13 protein-coding genes and 3 pseudogenes are annotated in these 16643 nt (G+C 67.5%); 8 read left to right on the forward strand and 8 right to left on the reverse strand.

Annotation, left to right across the window (positions count from 1 at the left end):
- Positions 1-70: 70 nt before the first annotated feature.
- Positions 71-409, reverse strand: coding sequence for a TonB-dependent receptor plug domain-containing protein (locus tag ACHMW8_RS08915; RefSeq protein WP_395445312.1), 339 nt, complete (start codon positions 407-409; stop codon positions 71-73).
- A 434-nt stretch (positions 410-843) separates the two neighbouring features.
- On the opposite strand from ACHMW8_RS08915, the pseudogene ACHMW8_RS08920 reads away from it, so the two are divergent.
- From ACHMW8_RS08920 to ACHMW8_RS08930, 3 genes and pseudogenes are all read left to right on the forward strand, one after another.
- Positions 844-996: pseudogene (locus tag ACHMW8_RS08920) on the forward strand (multidrug transporter); the annotation flags it as partial.
- Between the two features lie 25 nt (positions 997-1021).
- Positions 1022-1525: a SapC family protein gene (locus ACHMW8_RS08925; RefSeq protein ID WP_395445313.1), complete on the forward strand. Its 504-nt coding sequence runs from the start codon at positions 1022-1024 to the stop codon at positions 1523-1525.
- Positions 1522-2545: pseudogene (locus ACHMW8_RS08930) on the forward strand (cupin-like domain-containing protein). Before ACHMW8_RS08925 ends, ACHMW8_RS08930 begins: the two are co-directional and overlap by 4 nt.
- Positions 2546-2576: 31 nt before the next feature.
- Here ACHMW8_RS08930 and ACHMW8_RS08935 read toward each other — a convergent pair.
- A complete protein-coding gene (locus ACHMW8_RS08935; protein WP_395445314.1) occupies positions 2577-4166 on the reverse strand; it encodes an alpha-L-arabinofuranosidase C-terminal domain-containing protein in 1590 nt (529 codons plus the stop codon).
- Entirely contained in the window at positions 4163-4606 is a 444-nt protein-coding gene (locus ACHMW8_RS08940) for a hypothetical protein (RefSeq protein WP_395445315.1), read from the reverse strand. The genes ACHMW8_RS08935 and ACHMW8_RS08940 overlap by 4 nt, the downstream gene beginning before the upstream one ends.
- Before the next feature lie 267 nt (positions 4607-4873).
- Between ACHMW8_RS08940 and ACHMW8_RS08945 the strand changes: the two genes are divergently transcribed.
- Complete coding sequence (locus tag ACHMW8_RS08945) at positions 4874-5989, forward strand: alpha/beta hydrolase (protein ID WP_395445316.1); 1116 nt, start codon at positions 4874-4876, stop codon at positions 5987-5989.
- Between the two features lie 30 nt (positions 5990-6019).
- Here ACHMW8_RS08945 and ACHMW8_RS08950 read toward each other — a convergent pair whose 3' ends face one another.
- The 3 genes from ACHMW8_RS08950 to ACHMW8_RS08960 are packed head-to-tail and all read right to left on the reverse strand — an operon-like array spanning position 6020 to position 9094.
- On the reverse strand, positions 6020-6946 hold the full coding sequence (locus ACHMW8_RS08950) for a Gfo/Idh/MocA family protein (protein WP_395445317.1): 927 nt from the start codon (positions 6944-6946) through the stop codon (positions 6020-6022).
- A complete protein-coding gene (araD1, locus tag ACHMW8_RS08955) occupies positions 6943-7929 on the reverse strand; it encodes an AraD1 family protein (protein WP_395445318.1) in 987 nt (328 codons plus the stop codon). The genes ACHMW8_RS08950 and araD1 overlap by 4 nt, the downstream gene beginning before the upstream one ends.
- 19 nt (positions 7930-7948) lie before the next feature.
- Positions 7949-9094 carry an aldose epimerase family protein gene (locus ACHMW8_RS08960; protein WP_395445319.1) on the reverse strand — a complete coding sequence of 382 codons (1146 nt, stop codon included), beginning with the start codon at positions 9092-9094 and terminating at the stop codon, positions 7949-7951.
- 176 nt (positions 9095-9270) lie between these two features.
- Here ACHMW8_RS08960 and ACHMW8_RS08965 point away from each other — a divergent pair, with 176 nt between their 5' ends.
- From ACHMW8_RS08965 to ACHMW8_RS08980, 4 genes and pseudogenes are all read left to right on the forward strand, one after another.
- Positions 9271-9999 (forward strand): MFS transporter, encoded by a 729-nt coding sequence (locus ACHMW8_RS08965; RefSeq protein WP_395445320.1) that lies wholly within the window; start codon positions 9271-9273, stop codon positions 9997-9999.
- Entirely contained in the window at positions 9975-10532 is a 558-nt protein-coding gene (locus ACHMW8_RS08970; protein ID WP_395445321.1) for a hypothetical protein, read from the forward strand. The genes ACHMW8_RS08965 and ACHMW8_RS08970 overlap by 25 nt, the downstream gene beginning before the upstream one ends.
- Positions 10533-10718: 186 nt before the next feature.
- A pseudogene (locus ACHMW8_RS08975) lies at positions 10719-12523 on the forward strand (IlvD/Edd family dehydratase).
- Positions 12524-12746: 223 nt separating this feature from the next.
- A complete protein-coding gene (locus tag ACHMW8_RS08980) occupies positions 12747-14114 on the forward strand; it encodes a family 43 glycosylhydrolase (RefSeq protein ID WP_395445322.1) in 1368 nt (455 codons plus the stop codon).
- 9 nt (positions 14115-14123) lie between these two features.
- Here ACHMW8_RS08980 and ACHMW8_RS08985 read toward each other — a convergent pair whose 3' ends face one another.
- Together ACHMW8_RS08985 and ACHMW8_RS08990 are read right to left on the reverse strand one after the other, a co-directional pair.
- Positions 14124-14861 carry a FadR/GntR family transcriptional regulator gene (locus ACHMW8_RS08985; RefSeq protein WP_125157171.1) on the reverse strand — a complete coding sequence of 246 codons (738 nt, stop codon included), beginning with the start codon at positions 14859-14861 and terminating at the stop codon, positions 14124-14126.
- Positions 14862-15036: 175 nt separating this feature from the next.
- Positions 15037-16614, reverse strand: coding sequence for an alpha-N-arabinofuranosidase (locus tag ACHMW8_RS08990; protein WP_395445931.1), 1578 nt, complete (start codon positions 16612-16614; stop codon positions 15037-15039).
- Between the last annotated feature and the right edge of the window lie 29 nt (positions 16615-16643).

The raw sequence follows: 16643 nt of genomic DNA on the forward strand, positions 1-16643 counted from the left end.
AGGACGCTCAGGCCGCCGACGAAGTCGGCGCCGACGGTGCTGAAATCGACCGAGCGACCGCCGGTCGCCGTCAGATCCGGCGGCCGTCGTACAGGGTCTCGTTGAAGTCGCCGCCGAAGCCGCGGACGGTGATGCCTTGCGGCTCGCCGCGCGCGCCGGAGCGCTGGATCGATACGCCCGGCAGGCGCTGCAGCGAGGCGGCCACGTTCGAGTCGGGGAACTTGCCGATGTCCTCGGCCGAGATGGCGTCGACGACGCCGGCCGAACTGCGCTTGATGTCGAGGTTGCGTTGCAGCGAGCCGCGCAGGCCCGTGACGATGACTTCCTCGACCACGCTTTGATCGGAGGCCTGCGGCGCCGCGGCCGGTTCCGCCGCTGGAGCGGCCATGGGCGAGGCGGTCGCGATCACCTCGTCGGCGTTTTCCGCCGCGTTGGCGGCGCCGCAGAGGCTGAGGACCAGCAGAACTCGACGCGCCGACCAGGGCGAGCTTGCCGCCCAATCCGCGCGCGGATTTACTCTGATAAGAAAAGTTGGATAGCTTCATTTCCCCCTCCAGGTGTCATGGGATGACTTGTTACCGGCACGTGTGGCCGGCCTTATCCGAGAGCGTTGTAAGCTCGCGAATTCACTGGGTATGAGGGAGCTTCGCCAAAGCATGGCGTCGGTAGCGCATCATATCCTCCCACATGCATTTTTATGCCTATGGGCGAACGGTAGTCCGAAAAGGTACCGGTATCAATATCTATTTGTCGGTGTAATTATCGTCGCGTTAGACGTCTGACGCTGGACGCGTTAAGGGTCGCCAAGGCCGCTCGGATCAACATGAGCGGCGGGGAGGGACGATGGATCTGCAGTTGTTGAACGCCCAGGATCACGGCCGCTTGCGGCTTGGCCAGCTTCCAGCGGCCGGCCCGCACTTCGTCCAGATCGTGCCGTCGGAATTCGTCGCGGCGGCGGCCGTGTGCCCCATCTTCCTGACCAAGAACGCGGACACGGGCCAATTCTACGCGGGCGCCATGTTTGGCTTCGAGCCCGGCGGAGAGTCTTGTTGGCGTCGGGGAAACGACCCAGGCCTCGTTCACGCCCCTGGACCTCGAGCGCCAGGGGGTCTTCCTGACGGACGGCGGCGCGATCGCCGTCGACCTTGATCATCCCAGGTTCGCCGCCGGCCAGGGCGCGCCGCTTTTCGACGCGCAGGGCGAGCCCACCGCCGCCACCCGCCGGCTGCAGCATGTTCTGGCTCAACTGCGGGCGGGCGTCGCTGAGAGTGAAGGCTTCATACAGGGACTGCTGTCGCTGAAGCTGATCGAACCGATCGACATCGATCTCTCCTTCGATGACGGCCGGCGCCTCTCCCTGAACGGGCTCTATACGGTTAGCCTCGACGCCTTGAGCGAGCTCGATGACGCGGCCGCGCTGGGGCTTTTCCGGCGCGGGGATCTGCAACTCATCTACGCGATGAGCGGATCGCTCAGGCAGGTTTCGGCCCTGGCCAAGCTGCGGAACGACAAGCTCGCCGCATGAAGCCGCCCTCCTCTTCGGGGCCCCGGCGGATCGAACCTGGAGATCTTGCCCCAGGCGGAGCGGAGGCCTTCGCCGAACTGGCCGCCGGCTGCGAGCCGGTCGTGCTCGCGGGGCTATGCCGCGCCTGGCCCGCCGTGCGGGCCGCCAACGAAGGCTGGCCGACCTTGGCGGCCTATCTCCTCGGCTACGCGACGGACCGCATGGGCGAGACCTTCGTCGGCGCGCCAGCCATCGCCGGGCGCTACGACTATGGCGACGGGCCGGAAGGGTTCAATTTCGATCGCGTATCCATGACCCTGGCCCAGGGGCTGGATCGCATGGGGCGGGCCGCCGCCGACGCCCGCCTCGCCACCCACTACATGGGCTCGCTCCCGGTCGACGACTATGTTCCGGGCTTTGACGAGGACAACCGGCTCGACCTGCTGGCGCCGGCGATCCGGCCGCGCGTCTGGCTCGGCAACGCGGCCCGCGTGGCCTGCCACTACGACACCTACGACAACATCGCCTGCGTCGTGGCGGGGCGACGACGCTTCACCCTCTATCCGCCCGACGCGGTCGGCGATCTCTATGTCGGGCCGATCGATCACACCCTGGCGGGCCAGCCCATCTCCATGGCGGCCAACGCCCCGGACGGTGATCCGCGGGTATCCGCGGTTCGCGACCGCCGCGTCCCGCGCCTGGGTGGTCGAGCTTCAGCCCGGCGACGCGCTGTTTCTTCCGAAGCTCTGGTGGCACCAGGTCGAGGCGCTGGAGCCCGTCAACATGCTGGTCAACTACTGGTGGGACGCCGCTGCGGTCGGTCCCGACGCGCCCTACCTGACGATGATGCTGGCCATGACCGCGATCGCCGAGCGGCCGCCGGCCGAGCGCGCGGCCTGGCGGGCGTTCTTCGATCACTACGTCTTCCGACCCGACGGTCATCCGCTGGCCCATCTGCCGGTCGAGCGCCACGGCCTGCTCGACAAGAGCGCCCATGGCCGCGTCCGGGCCCTGGTCATGCGCGCCCTCCGCGGCGGCTAGGCGCCGGTCCCAAGACCGGCGCCCGCTGACGTCAGCGCCGGGCGATCGGGAACTCGAAGATCGTCACCGAGGTGGGCGAGACCGAAAGGCCCTTGGCGGGCTTGGTGGCCGAGCTCTCAGTAACGGTGACGCCATTCGGTGCGCCGACCTTGTTCTGGGCCTTCAGATCCGGGCCGCTCAGCACCCACTTCCGGCCGGCGCCGCCAATGTTCAGCGCCTTCAGATCGAGCTTCACGGTCTGGCTGTCGAAGGTGGCGTTGACGACGCCGACCCGCAGGGCCTTGCCGTCCGGCGTCATGCCGGCGATCACGTCGAGGGGGTAGGTCGAGCTGCCGGCGCGCACCTGGGGGTGAGCGAAGCCTACGGGATAGCGCGGCGCCGGTTGCGGGACCTGGCCTTGAACGGCCAGCGGCGTGACGCCGGTCCCGAAGCGCTCGCCATAGAGCTTGAAGATCAGGCCCGTCGTGTTGAGCTTGGCGTCGGTGGGTGTGATGTCCATGGTCGAGGCGCCGGTCGTGAAGGCGCCCATGGTCAGGAAGTCCGTGTGACGCAGCATCTCCTGCAGCACCATGGCGTAGGCGAGGGCCGACTTGAGATTGACCTCGCCGAAATAGGCGTACTCGTCGATCGACAGGAAGATCTTCTTGGCCTCCATCGCCGGGAAGCGCTTCTGGTAGATCTTCCACTCTTCGGCCTTCATCCGCACCTGGTTCGAAGGCGCGCGGACATATTCGATCAGTTCGGCGTCCTTGGGCGCGTTCGGCCGTTCCTCGGGGCGGTCGTACCAGTGCTCGGAAATGCCGTCGAAATTGCCCCAGGCCTTGTCCAGGAGGCCGCCGGTCCAGTCCCACTCGGTCCCGAACTTGGGGGCGATGCTTTCCAGGGAGGCGTTTTCCTTGGTGTCCTTGGGATGCATCTGGTCGGGCATGGCGCCCGAGCCGATCAGGGTGATGGTCGGATCGACCGCCCGCATCGCTTCGGCGAAGGCGTTGTGCTTGATCATGAAATAGTCGAGCGAGGTCTTGCCGATCTGCCACCAGCCGTAGGGCTCGTTGCCGATGTTCCAGAACTTGACGCCATAGGGCTCGGGGTGGCCGTTGGCGGCCCGACGGGAGCCCCAGGTGCTGGTGGCCGGGCCATTGAGATACTCGACCTCCTCGGCGGCCGAATTGGCGTCGCCCAGGCCGGCGTTGACGGTGACATAAGGTTCGACGCCGATGATCCTGGTCAGATCCATCCACTCGTCCATGCCGATGTCGTCGGGCTGCATGGCGCTCCAGGCATGATCGAACATCGGCGGCCGCTTGTCGCGCGGTCCGATGGCGCTGTGCCAATCCCAGTCCGACAGGAAGTTGCCACCGGGCAGCCGCCACATGCCCGAATTGAGCGATCGCGCGATGGCGGTGGTGTCGGCGCGCCAGCCCCGGATATTGTCGGAAGGCATCAGGGACACCGCGCCAACGCGGAACGATCCCGAGCCCAGGCCGGTGATCTCCAGGCGGGCGTCGGTGGCGTCGGCCGTCGGGGTGAAGCTGAAGTCGACGCGCTTCCAGTCCGCGCCCGGCGCGGGCAGGGTCACGGTCTGGCGTGCTTCAGGACCGTCGCCCCAGATCAGAGTCACTTCGATCCTGGCGCCGGATCGCCGGCCAACTGGAGGTAGCCGTCGTAGCGCTTGTCCTTCGCCAGGCCGATGCCGGCCTGCGACAGGCCCTTGGGCGTCGTCGCGTTCACGCGGATCATGGGACTCTGCTTCCCGACATAGGGCGCCTTGGCGTCCATGGTCACCGCGTCGTCCGCGCCGATGGGCGACCGCTTGCGATAGGTCACCCCGGGGCGGCCCTCGGCGTTCAGCGGCGGAGGTTGATCGAGAGCAGGCGCGACGACGGGGTAGTAGAACTTGCGGTCGTCCAGCATCTCGGCCCACAGCGTGCGGGCGACCAGTCCGCCGATCGGCTCGATGAACATGCCGTATTCGTACTTGGTGATCGGCGCGGCGCGCTGGGCGCCGTCGATGGTCACGGTGACCGGCGTCGCCGCCCAGGTCATGGTGGCGACCGCCATCGACCCCAGCCAAGCACGCGCCCAGCATCAGTCCGTATCGCATTGTCTTCTCCCTAACTACTCAGTCTTTTTCACTTATGAGCGCGACGCGCAGCGCCATCTTCGTGGCATCCGTCCTCGTCGATTTTCTCGTTTAAATGTTCGTTATGGCGCTGGATGGCGACTTCCCGGGGACGGCCTGCAGCCCAGACGGCGCTGGTTGACGTCGAAATATTTTAGACCGACAAATGGTAACGCTAACAAAGCGCGCGACGCAAGATCGCAAAAGTGAAGAGGGAGGGTTGGAATGAAGAGGTCGAACATCAAAGCCGGGCGTCGCCTGGGCTGGATCAAGGTGGCCTGCGCGGTGGCGCTCGCGCTTTCGGTCGCGCCCGTGGCGGAGGCCCAGGTGGCCACCAAGGCGCCCCGGTCGTCGCCGGCGCCAAGCCGGTCACGCTCCAGCGCATCAAGGTCCATTCGTCGGCGATCGAGGGCAACCTCGAGGGCGAGACCGCCGACCGTGACGTGCTGGTGTTCCTGCCGCCGGGCTATGCCAGCCACCCCAAGCGGCGCTACCCGGTCGTCTACGCCCTGCACGGCTATTCGATTGGCGCCGAGCAATGGAGCGGCGAGATCCACGCGTCCCAGACGATCGCGGGGGCCTTCGCCAAGGGCGCGGGCGAGGTGATCGTCGTGCTGCCCGACAGCAAGACCGTGCACAACGGCTCGATGTATTCCAGCTCCCAGACCACGGGCGACTTCGAGACCTTCGTGTCCCGGGACCTGGTCGCCTATGTCGACCAGCACTATCGCACCCTGGCCCGGCGCGAGAGTCGCGGCCTGGTGGGCCACTCGATGGGCGGATACGGCGCCAGCCGGATCGGCATGCGCCATGCCGACGTGTTCGGCGCACTCTACATGATGAGCCCCTGCTGCCTGTCGCCGCGTGACCCGGCCCAGGCCCCTCCTGGCGCGGCCGCCGCTCTGGCCGAGGTCAAGACGTTGCAGGATGCGACCAAGCTGCCCTGGGGGTTGCGCGCCCAACTGGCCACGGCCGCGGCCTGGTCGCCCAATCCGCAGAAGCCGCCGCTCTATCTGGACCTGCCGGTCGAGAACGGCGTGACCCGGCCGGACGTGGTGGCCAAGTGGGCCGCCAACGCGCCCCTGGCCTTCATCGACCAGTATGTCGGCGCCCTGAAGCGCTACAAGGGGATCGCCATCGACGTCGGCGACCGGGACGGGTTGAAGGAAGACGCGGCCAAGCTTCACGCGGTGATGGATCGCTACGGCCTGGCCAACAGCTTCGAGATCTATCCCGGCGACCATACCAGCGACGTTCCGACCCGCTTCCAGGATCACGTGCTGCCGTTCTTCAGCCGCAACCTGGCCTTCGAGGCTCGTTAGCCTGCTCTGCGCTGGTAAGGCCTCGCGGCCTTACCAGTCGAAGGCCGGCGCGACGCGGCGCTCGGCGAGCAGAAACGCGTCGGCGACATGGCGCAGCGGCGAGGTGTCCACGTCGCTGGCCCCGTCGGCGATGAGCTGGGCGAAGGCGTCGTAGAGGCCTGGATATTCGCGGTCGGGTCCTTCGTGCAGCAGCTTGCCGTCGATCCACAGCTTGGCGCCGCCGTTCGTCAGCTTCAGCGCGCCGTCGTCGGTGTCGACCTCGATGTCCCAGCTTTGCGGCCCGGTCTGGAGGAAGTCCAGCTCGACGCGGATCGGCGCGCCGGCCGCGTCGCGGAAGTCCAGCTCGGCCTGGATCGGCGACTGACGATTGGCCGGCACGTGCAGCAGACCGCGCGACAGGAAGAACGGGCGGGGCAGGACGCGCGTGGCGATCGACAGGGCGTTGATGGCGGGGTCGAAGACGCCCAGGCCGCCCGCTTCCCAGATCCAGTCCTGGCCCGGATGCCAGACGCGGACGTCCTCTTTCCAATGGATCCGCACGGCCTGGACCGTCCGTTCGGCCAGCCAGGCGCGCGCGGGTTCGACCGCGGCGGCGTGGCGCGAGTGCCAGGTCGCCTGCAGGGTCAGGCCCCGGGCGGCCGCGACCTGGCGCAGGTCCTCGACCTCGCTCAGCGTCGCGCCCGGCGGCTTTTCCAGCATGACGTGCTTGCCGGCGGCCAGCGCCAGATGCGCCAGGGCGTGACGCGGCTGGGGCGGGGTGCACAAGGCCACGGCGTCGATCGCCAGGCCGTCGGCCAGAAGGTCCTCCAGCCTGGCGAAGTGGGCCACGCCGTCGAGACCGGCGTGACGGCTGACGACGGCGGTCAGCTCGAACCGCGGATCGGCGGCGATGGCCGGCGCGTGCTGGTCGTGGGCGATCTTGCCCAGGCCAACGAGAGCGAGGCGGATCGGGGTCACAGCGCCTTCACGGTCACGGGCTGGTCGACCGCTCGGGCCAGCGGGTTGCTGACCGGATAGCGGAACGGCGCGGCCTCGATCTCGAACACATCGCCTTCCTGGGTCTGGAAGCCCTCGGAGAAGGACAGGGTGGCGGTGCCGAAGAAGTGGACGTGCACGTCGCCTGGGCGGCGGAACAGGTCGTACTTGAAGTGGTGATGCTCGAGATTGGCGATGGCGTGGGACATGTTCGCCTCCCCCGACAGGAAGGGCTTTTCCCAGACGGTCTCGCCGTCGCGGACGATGCGGCTGGTCCCGCGCACGTCGGCGGGCAGGGCGCCCGGCAGCAGCTCGGGACCGAGCGCTGCGTTGCGCAGCTTGGAGTGGGCCAGCCACAGGTAGTTGCCGCGTTCGATCACGTGGTCGGAGAACTCGTTGGCCAGGCAGAAGCCCAGCCGATACGGCGCGCCGTCGGGACCGATCAGGTAGACGCCGGCGATCTCGGGCTCCTCGCCGCCGTCCTGGGCGAAGCTGGGCGAGGTCAGCGGCTGGCCGGGGCCGACCAACTGGGAGCCGTCGCCCTTGTAGAACCACTCGGGCTGTACGCCGGTCTGGCCGGGGGCGGGCTTTCCGCCTTCGACGCCCATCAGGAACATCCGCATGGAATCGGTCAGCTGTTCTCCCGACTGGGCGGCCTTGTGCATCTTGTCCCGGCCCTCGGCCGAGCCGAGATGGGTCAGGCCGGTGCCGGTCAGGAACAGGTGGGCGGGATCGGGATGGTCGATTGGCGCCAGTACGCGGCCCTCGGCCAGCGCTGCGGCGATGTCGACCGTCTCGCCAAGCGCCAATCGCGCGGTCTCGACCAGGGTCGATCGCGCGGCCATCGCCTTGTGGGCCAGGTCCAGCAGGGTGTCCGCGACGCCGACCTGACGGGCGGTTCCCTCGTCGTCGAGCATCGCCAGGCCGCGCCGACCGGAGCCGTCGACAAATTGTACAAACGTCATCTGGGAATGTCCTTACGGTCTACTTCGCGATGGAGAGCTTGAAGACCATGCGGTTGCTGTAGCGCTCGCCCGGGTTCAGGCGGATCGAGGCGAAGGCCGGCTTGTTCGGGGCGTCGGGGAAGTGCTGCGGCTCCAGCGCGATGCCATCGCCCTGGCGATAGATCTTGCCGCTCTTGCCCACCATCGTGCCGTCGATGAAATTGCCGGCGTAGAACTGGATGCCGGGCTGGTCCGACAGGACGTCCAGCGTGCGGCCGCTCTTGGGATCCGACAGGCGCGCGGCCAGACGCAGGGCGCCGGACTTGCCATTCAGGACGTAGTTGTGGTCGTAGCCCCGGCCGATGACCATCTGCGGATCGCGCGCGTCGCGGATCCGATCGCCGACGGCGGTCGGCTTGCGGAAGTCGAAGGGCGTGCCGGCCACCGGCTTGATCTCGCCGGTCGGGATCAGTTCGGCGTCGACGGGCGTGTAACCGTCGGCGAGCAGCGTGAGGACATTGCCCATCGCGCCGTCGGCCGAGCCTTCGCCCGCGAGGTTGAACAGGGCGTGATTGCTCATGTTGACGATGGTCGGCTTGTCCGTCGTCGCGCCGTAGGTCACCGTCAGCTGGTTCTTCTCGTCCAGGGCGTAGGTCGCCGTGGCGGTCAGGGTTCCCGGATAGCCCTGGTCGCCGTCCGGGCTGACATAACCCAGGGTCACGGACGCCCCGGCGGCGTCCGACTTGGCGTCCAGAACCTTCCAGACGACCTTGTCGAAGCCCTTCACCCCGCCGTGCAGGGCGGCGACGCCATCGTTGTTCAGGGCCAGCTGGTAGCTCTTGTCGTCGAGCGTGAAACGGCCCTTGCCGATGCGGTTGGCCACGCGTCCGACCGTCGCGCCGAAATAGCTGGCGTTGCGCGCATAGGCGCCGGCGTCGGAGAAACCGAGCACGATGTCGGCCTTGGTTCCATCGCGGCCCGGCGCCACCAGCGATTGGAGGGTGGCGCCGTAGGTGATCACGGTGGCGCTGATCCCATGGCCGTTCGTCAGGGTGAAGGCTTCCACCGCTTCGCCCGAAGGCGTCTGGCCGAAGGCGGCGCGCGACAGGGTCGCGGCATGACCGGCGATCGGGCCGGCGAGCGTCAGCAGGACCGCTGCTCCAACCGACAGGTTTGCGATGCGCATTCGAACCTTCTCCCCGATCGTCTTGACCGCTCTCGATTGACGGTCATGGTGATGGTCATATACTCCGACAAAACAAAGGCGCGCAACCGACGTCGCGTCGAGCATCACATTCGGGAGACTATCCAATGGCGCCAGCGCCCACGACGTCGGCCGCGCGGTCGGAAGGCGGCTCCGCGGTGACGCAGAAATCGGCCCTGACCCTGCTGGCCAGCCTGTTCTTCATGTGGGGCTTCATCACGGTGATCAACAACACCCTGCTGCCGCATCTGCGCTCGGTGTTCGATCTCAACTACACCCAGACCACCCTGATCGAATCGACCTGGTTCATCGCCTATTTCGTCGCCTCGTTGCCTTCGGCCAAGCTGATCGAGAAGATCGGTTACAAGCGCGCCATGGTGACGGGCCTGCTGATCATGGCGCTGGGCGCGCTGCTGATGATCCCGGCCGCGCGGATCCCGTCCTACGGCGTGGTGCTGACGGCGCTGTTCATCATCGCCTCGGGGATCACGCTGCTGCAGGTCGCCGCCAACCCCTATGTGGCGGTGATCGGACCGCCCGAGACGGCGTCCTCGCGTCTCAATCTCGTGCAGGCCTTCAACTCCATGGGCACGACGCTGGCGCCGCTGTTCGGCGGTTGGCTGATCCTGTCGCGTTCAGCCTCGGGCAACAGCCAGGCCGGGGCGGTGCTCACCCCGGCCCAGCGCCTGGCCGACGCCCAGTCGGTGCAATTGCCCTATTTGATCGTGGCGCTGGTGCTGGTTGGGCTGGCGGTGGTGATCGCTTTCTACAAGTTGCCAGAGCTGGGCCTGGCCGCCCAGCGCGCCGGCGCGGAGGAGCGCAAGAAGCACTCGCTGTCGCGCACCGCAATCTGGTGCTCGGCGTGCCGGCCATCTTCATCTACCTGATCGCCGAAATCGGCGTCAGCAACCTCTTCATCAACTTCATCTCCGCGCCCGAGATCGGCGGCGTCACCCATGCCCAGGCCTCGCGCTACCTCTTCCTGCTCTGGGGCGGGATGATGGTCGGCCGCTTCGTCGGCAGTCAGCTGATGCGCAAGGTCGCCGCGGAGAAGATCCTGGCGATAGCCAGCCTGCTGGCGTTCATCGTGATGATCGTCACGGTCCTGGCCCATGGGCCCCTGGCCATGTGGAGCCTGATCGCCGTGGGCCTTTTCCACTCGATCATGTTCCCCACCATCTTCACGCTGGGCATCAAGAACCTGGGGCCGCTGACCGAGGAGGGCTCTGGGCTCCTGGTCATGGCCATCGCCGGCGGCGCGCTCGTGGTGGTTCAGGGGCAGATCGCCGACGCCTATGGCCTGCAGGTGTCGTTCCTGCTGACGGCGGTGTGCGAGCTGTATGTGCTGTTCTACGCGCTCTGGGGCTGCAAGCCGACCGGGGACGCGCCGGCCACGGACAAGGTCGGCGACACGGCCTGAATTCGGCTCCGCCGCGCGCGCAATGCGGTTGCGCGCGCGGCCAAGGCTCGGCCTGGTCGATTGACCGTGTTTCGTTGAAATTATAGTCAGACAAATACGAGCGCGACACGCGGTGATTTGCCACTCTGATGGAGTTTGGCAAAGCGACCGGCGGCCGAGCCGGACTAAGCAACGACAAGGCTCTTCATGGTTTCCTCCACAAGCGACGCACCCAAGCTCCGTTCGCGCGCCTGGTTCGATAACCCCGACAACACCGACATGACCGCGCTTTATCTCGAGCGCTACATGAACTTTGGCCTGTCGTTGGAAGAGCTGGCAGTCGGGCAAGCCGATCATTGGCATCGCCCAGACCGGCTCGGATCTGTCGCCCTGCAACCGGCATCATCTGGTCCTGGCCGAGCGGGTGCGCGAAGGCGTTCGTTCGGCCGGCGGGATTGTCCTGGAGTTCCCCGTCCACCCGATTCAGGAGACCGGCAAGCGTCCCACCGCCGGACTGGACCGCAACCTGTCCTATCTGGGTCTCGTCGAGCTGCTCTACGGCTATCCGATCGACGGCGTGGTGCTGACCATCGGCTGCGACAAGACCACGCCAGCCTGCCTGATGGCGGCGGCGACGGTAAACATTCCGGCCATCGCCCTGTCGGTCGGGCCCATGCTGAACGGCTGGCACAAGGGCAAGCGGACCGGCTCGGGCACTATCGTCTGGCAGGCCCGCGAAATGCTGGCGGCCGGCGAGATCGACAATGCGGGCTTCATCAAGCTGGTGGCCAGTTCCGCGCCGTCGACCGGCTACTGCAACACCATGGGGCACGGCCACGACCATGAACTCGCTGACCGAGGCCCTGGGCATGTCGCTGCCGGGCTCGGCGGCGATCCCCGCGCCCTATCGCGACCGCCAGGAGAACGCCTACCGGACCGGCCTGCGTATCGTCGACATGGTGCATGAGGACCTCAAGCCGTCCGACATCCTGACCCGCGACGCGTTCCTGAACGCCGTGGTCGTCAACTCGGCGATCGGCGGCTCGACCAACGCCCCGATCCACCTGAACGCCCTGGCCCGCCACATCGGCGTCGAGCTGTCGATCGACGACTGGCAACAGACCGGCGAGCAGGTGCCGTTGCTGGTCAACCTGCAGCCCGCCGGCGAATATCTCGGCGAGGACTACTACCGCGCCGGCGGCGTGCCGGCGGTGTTCGGCCAGCTGATCGAGCAGGGGCTGATTCGAGAGGACGCCAAGTGCGCCTCCGGCCAGACCATCGGCGAGCAGTATCGCGGCGCCGTGATCGAGGACGAGGACGTCATCCGTCCCTTCTCGCGGCCGCTGGTCGAACGGGCGGGCTTCGTGGTCATGCGCGGCAATCTGTTCAACTCGGCGATCATGAAGACCAGCGTGGTCAGCCAGGAGTTCCGCGAGCGCTATCTGTCCAATCCCGATGACCCGGACGCCTTCGAGGGCGACGCGGTCGTGTTCGACGGACCCGAGGACTATCACCGTCGCATCGACGACCCGGCGGTTGGGATCACCGCCAACTCGATCCTGTTCATGCGCGGGGCGGGGCCCGTCGGCTATCCCGGCGCGGCCGAGGTCGTGAACATGCGCGCGCCCGACTACCTGATCAAACAAGGCGTCCACCAGTTGCCGTGCGTGGGCGACGGGCGTCAGTCGGGCACCTCGGGCTCGCCCTCGATCCTCAACGCCTCGCCGGAAGCGGCGGTGGGCGGCGGCCTGGCGCTGCTGAAGACCGGCGACCGCGTGCGCTTCGATCTGCGCAAGTCTCGTGTCGACGTGCTGGTCTCGGCCGCCGAGATCGTCGAGCGCCGCAAGGCTCTCGATGCGGCGGGCGGCTTCGCCTATCCGGAAAGCCAGACGCCGTGGCAGGAAATGCAGCGCGCGGTGGTCGGCCAGATGGAGACGGGCGCGGTCCTCGAGCCGGCCGTCAAGTACCAGCGCATCGCCCAGACCAAGGGCCTGCCGCGCGACAACCACTAGTCGCCGCGGCGACCATGCGAGGGCCTCATGTCAAAGCCATCCAAGCTGATCGTGTCGGCCCTAGCCCTGGGCCTGGCCTGCGCCGCCGCGAGCGTCCAGGCCCAGGTCTGGCGTTCCGATAGCGGGCAGGGAACCTATCACAATCCGCCGCTCTACGCGGATTACCCCGATCCCGACATCATCCGGGTCGGCGAGGACTTCTATTTCGCCTCGAACCACCTTCGTGAACGCGCCGGGCCTGACGATCCTGCACTCCCGAGACCTGGTGAACTGGGACATCGTCAGCCACGTGATGCCGAAGCTGACGGGCAATCCCAAATACGACCTGGCCGACGGCGGCGACTATCGCCACGGCGTCTACGCCCCCAGCCTGCGCCGTCATGGCGGGCGCTTCTACATCGCCGTCACGCCGGTGGGACGGAACACCCGGATCTATTCCGCCGCCGATATCCGCGGGCCCTGGAGCATGCGCGAGCTCGATCGCGAAGCCTTCGACCCCGCCCTGTTCTTCGACGACGACGGCAAAGGCTATATCGCCACCGCCAGCAGCGCGGACGGCACGATCACCCTCCTCAGCCTCAACGCCGACCTGAGCGCCGTCACCAGCGCGCAGAAGATCCACTACTACCGGGGCGCCGAGGGCTCCAAGCTGATCAAGCGCGGCGACTGGTACTATCTGTTCAACGCCATCCCGAGACGCCTGGCGCTGACCGTCTCGCGCGCTCGCAGCCTGACCGGGCCGTGGGAGACCCGCGACCAGATCGACGACACCACCGGCGGGCACCAGGGCGCGCTGGTCGATCTGCCGGACGGCGGCTGGTACGGCTTCGTCATGCGCGACGCCGGCGCTATCGGGCGGGTGACCAACATCAGCCCCGTGTTCTGGCAAGACGACTGGCCGGTCTGGGGCACGCCCGAGGCGCCCGGCCGCGTGCCCGACGTCGCCGCCAAGCCCATCGCCGGCGGGGCCTTCGTCGAGCCGCCCAGCTCCGACGATTTCGGCGGCAAGGCGTTGGGTCGCCAATGGCAGTGGAACCATAATCCCGACGACAGCCGCTGGTCGCTCGCCGAACGGCCCGGCTTTCTGCGGCTGAAGGCGACGACCAGCAACAGCTTCTGGACGGCTCGCAACACGCTGCTGGCAGAAAAGGGCAGGGGCCGCGCGGCCGCGCCGTCGTCAAGCTGGATGCGCGCGGGATCGCCAAGGGCGACGCCTGCGGCTTCGGGACCTTCGGCAAGTTCTCGAGCCAGCTGGTGGTCACCCGCACGGCCCCAGGGGCGCGGCGAACTCAGCGCGCGCCTGATCGAAAGCACCGAGGACGGACCGAAGACGACGGCGGCTGCAGACGCGCGGCCGATCCCGTTGAAGGACCTTTGGCTCTCGGCGGAGATGGACTTTACGACCGACAAGGCCGCACTGGCCTATAGCCTGGACGGCAAGGTCTGGACGGCCATGCCGGGCGACTTTCCGCTGGCCTTCGACTGGCGGACCGGGACCTTCCAGGGTCAGCAGTTCGGTCTCTTCTGCTACAATCCCGCTGGCGGCCCGGGTCGCCTGGATGTCGACAGCTTCACGCTGAGCAAACCCTAGACCGGCGCTCTACATCGCCGATCGGGTGTCATCCAGCGCCAGGTCGACAAGGGCCCGCATGGCCGCGCTCGCCGCGTCGGGATCGCCCGCCGCGATGGCGTCGAAGACCTTGGCGTGGTCGGGCACCGGATCGCGCGGCAGGGCGCGCGAGCGCTGCTTGAACTCGGTGGTCCAGCTGACAGCGGCGCTGATGCTGGCGCTGAGCGCCATCATCGCGCTGTTGTGCGTGGCGCCCAGGAGGGCGTCGTGAAAGGCGCGGTCGGCGGCGCGGCCGGCCTCGGTCGCCAGGGTGTGACGCCTCATCTTGGCCAGGGCGTCCTTCATGGCCTTGAGGTCGTCCTTGTCGCGTCGCTCGGCGGCGAGGCGCGCCGCGGCGGGCTCGACGATCGCCCGAAGCTCGAACAGGTCGCGCACGAAGCTGACGTCGGGTTCGGCCGAGAAGGCCCAGGCCAACACCTGCGGATCCAGGATGTTCCAGCGGCTACGCGGCAGGACCCGGGTGCCCGCCTTGGGGCGACTCTCGACCAGGCCCTTGGCTGTGAGGACCTGGACGGCTTCCCGGTAGGCGCTGCGCGAGACATCCAGGGCCTCGGCGTTGGCGATTTCGCCGGTCAGCGTCTCGCCGGGCGCGATCTGACCCGAGACGATGGCGCTGCCCAGATAGTGCGCCACCGCGCCCCGCAGCCGCCGACCAGACCCTCTCGCCGATCGGGGGATCGACTTGTCGTCTGGTTCGTCGGTGGACATGGGCTCGGGCTCCTGCGGGATGCGCTCGTTTCTATAAGCGCAAGCCCGCGGCCGTTGGCAAGTTGTCAGGCAAGTTTGCCGCCGCGCATGATCGCCGGGGTCGTACGGCGAAGGGTTCCTGCCCGCATGATGCGATGGGAGCCCTCGCCATCATGCGGGAAATCACCAGACGTCGTCAGTCCAGGCGGACGACCATGATCGACTTGGGCGGCGCCTCCAGCGTCAGGCCGCCAGCGCCAGCCTTCGCCGTATAGGGCTTGGGCACGACCGCGTTGGGCGCGTCGAAGGTGTTGACGCTGTCGACGCGCGGCGCCGTCATGACCTGGCCCGTGGCGGTGGCGGCCTGGGCGCCGGTGATGTCGGCCCGGACGCTGGCCGACTTGACGGGGTCGAGGTTGGAGACCGCCAGCCATAGCTTGCCCTGGGTGTCGCGCGCGGCGATGGCGTCGATGCGCGGCAGGGTGATGTCTCCCTGCGTGTAGGCGCCCGCGTCGAACTTCACCGGCACGAAGGTCGCGTCCTGGAAGGGCAGGTACATCTTGTAGACGTGATAGGTCGGCGTCAGGACCATCTTGTCCTTGTCGGTCAGGATCATCGCCTGCAGCACGTTGATCATCTGGGCGATGTTGGTGATCCGCACGCGGTCGGCGTGACGCGCGAAGATGTTCAGGTTGAGGGCGGCGACAAGCGCGTCCCGCATCGAGTTCTGCTGGACCAGGAAGCCCGGATTGGTGCCCTCCAGCGGCGCCAGCCACACGCCCCATTCGTCGACGGCCAGCGGCACCTTCTTCTCCGGATCATACTTGTCCATGATCGCGGCGTGCTTGGTGATCAGCCCGTCCATGCCGAGCGTTTCCTTCAGCAGCTTGGCGTAGGCGGTCTCGTCGAACTTGGTGCTGGAGAACGACGGCGGCCAGCCGCCGGTCGTGTAGGAGTGCAGCGACAGGCCTTCGATATTCCAGGCCCAGTCGTGTGCCTTCTGGGCGGCCATCACCGCCTCGGTATAGGCCGGCTTGCCCTGGTCGGGGCCCACGGCGATGCGCTGCATGGCGTCGGCGCCGGTCTGCTTGGGATTGTAGTTCCGCACGAAGCGGGCGTAGCGCTTCATCAGGTCGGCATAGTACTCCGGCCGCATGGCGCCGCCGCAGCTCCAGCTCTCATTGCCCAGGCCCAGATACTTGATCTTGTAGGGCTCGCGGTGGCCGTTGGCGGCGCGCTCCTTGCCGGCCGTCGTCTCCGGATCGGCGGTCATGTACTCGACCCACTCTGCCGCCTCTTGCACCGTGCCCGAGCCGACATTGACGGAGATATAGGCGTCGCTCCCGATCTGGCCGACGAAGTCCATGAACTCGTCGGTGCCGAAGGTGTTGGGTTCGACCGCGCCGCCCCAGTTGGAGTTGATGGTCTTGCGGCGGCCCTCGATCGGGCCGATTCCGTGGCGCCAATGGTATTCGTCGGCGAAGCAGCCGCCCGGCCAGCGCACATTGGGCACCTTGATGTCGCGCAGCGCCTTGACGACGTCGGTGCGGATGCCGCGGACGTTGGGGATGGTCGAGTCCTTGCCGACCCAGACGCCGCCATAGATGCCGCTGCCCAGGTGCTCGGCGAACTGGCCGAAGATGTTGCGATCGATCTTGGCGCCGGGCGCGCCGGCCTCGATGCGGACCGCGATCGGCGCATCCGTCTTGGTCTGGGCCAGCGCCGGCGCGGTCGCGGCGAGCGTCAGGGCGCAGGCGGCCATCGGCCACGTCATTCTGGTCATCTTGTCTCCCCTCGGCGCCT

The organism is Caulobacter sp. UC70_42, from assembly GCF_044056025.1.
Classification (GTDB): Bacteria; Pseudomonadota; Alphaproteobacteria; order Caulobacterales; family Caulobacteraceae; genus Caulobacter.

Excerpts from the sequence above, each read along its gene's own strand:
- ACHMW8_RS08940 (WP_395445315.1), bottom strand. The coding sequence starts at position 4,606 with ATGGCGGTCGCCACCATGACCTGGGCGGCGACGCCGGTCACCGTGACC.
- araD1 (WP_395445318.1), bottom strand. The coding sequence starts at position 7,929 with ATGACGTTTGTACAATTTGTCGACGGCTCCGGTCGGCGCGGCCTGGCG.
- ACHMW8_RS08960 (WP_395445319.1), bottom strand. The coding sequence starts at position 9,094 with ATGCGCATCGCAAACCTGTCGGTTGGAGCAGCGGTCCTGCTGACGCTC.
- ACHMW8_RS08985 (WP_125157171.1), bottom strand. The coding sequence starts at position 14,861 with ATGTCCACCGACGAACCAGACGACAAGTCGATCCCCCGATCGGCGAGA.
- ACHMW8_RS08990 (WP_395445931.1), bottom strand. The coding sequence starts at position 16,614 with ATGACGTGGCCGATGGCCGCCTGCGCCCTGACGCTCGCCGCGACCGCG.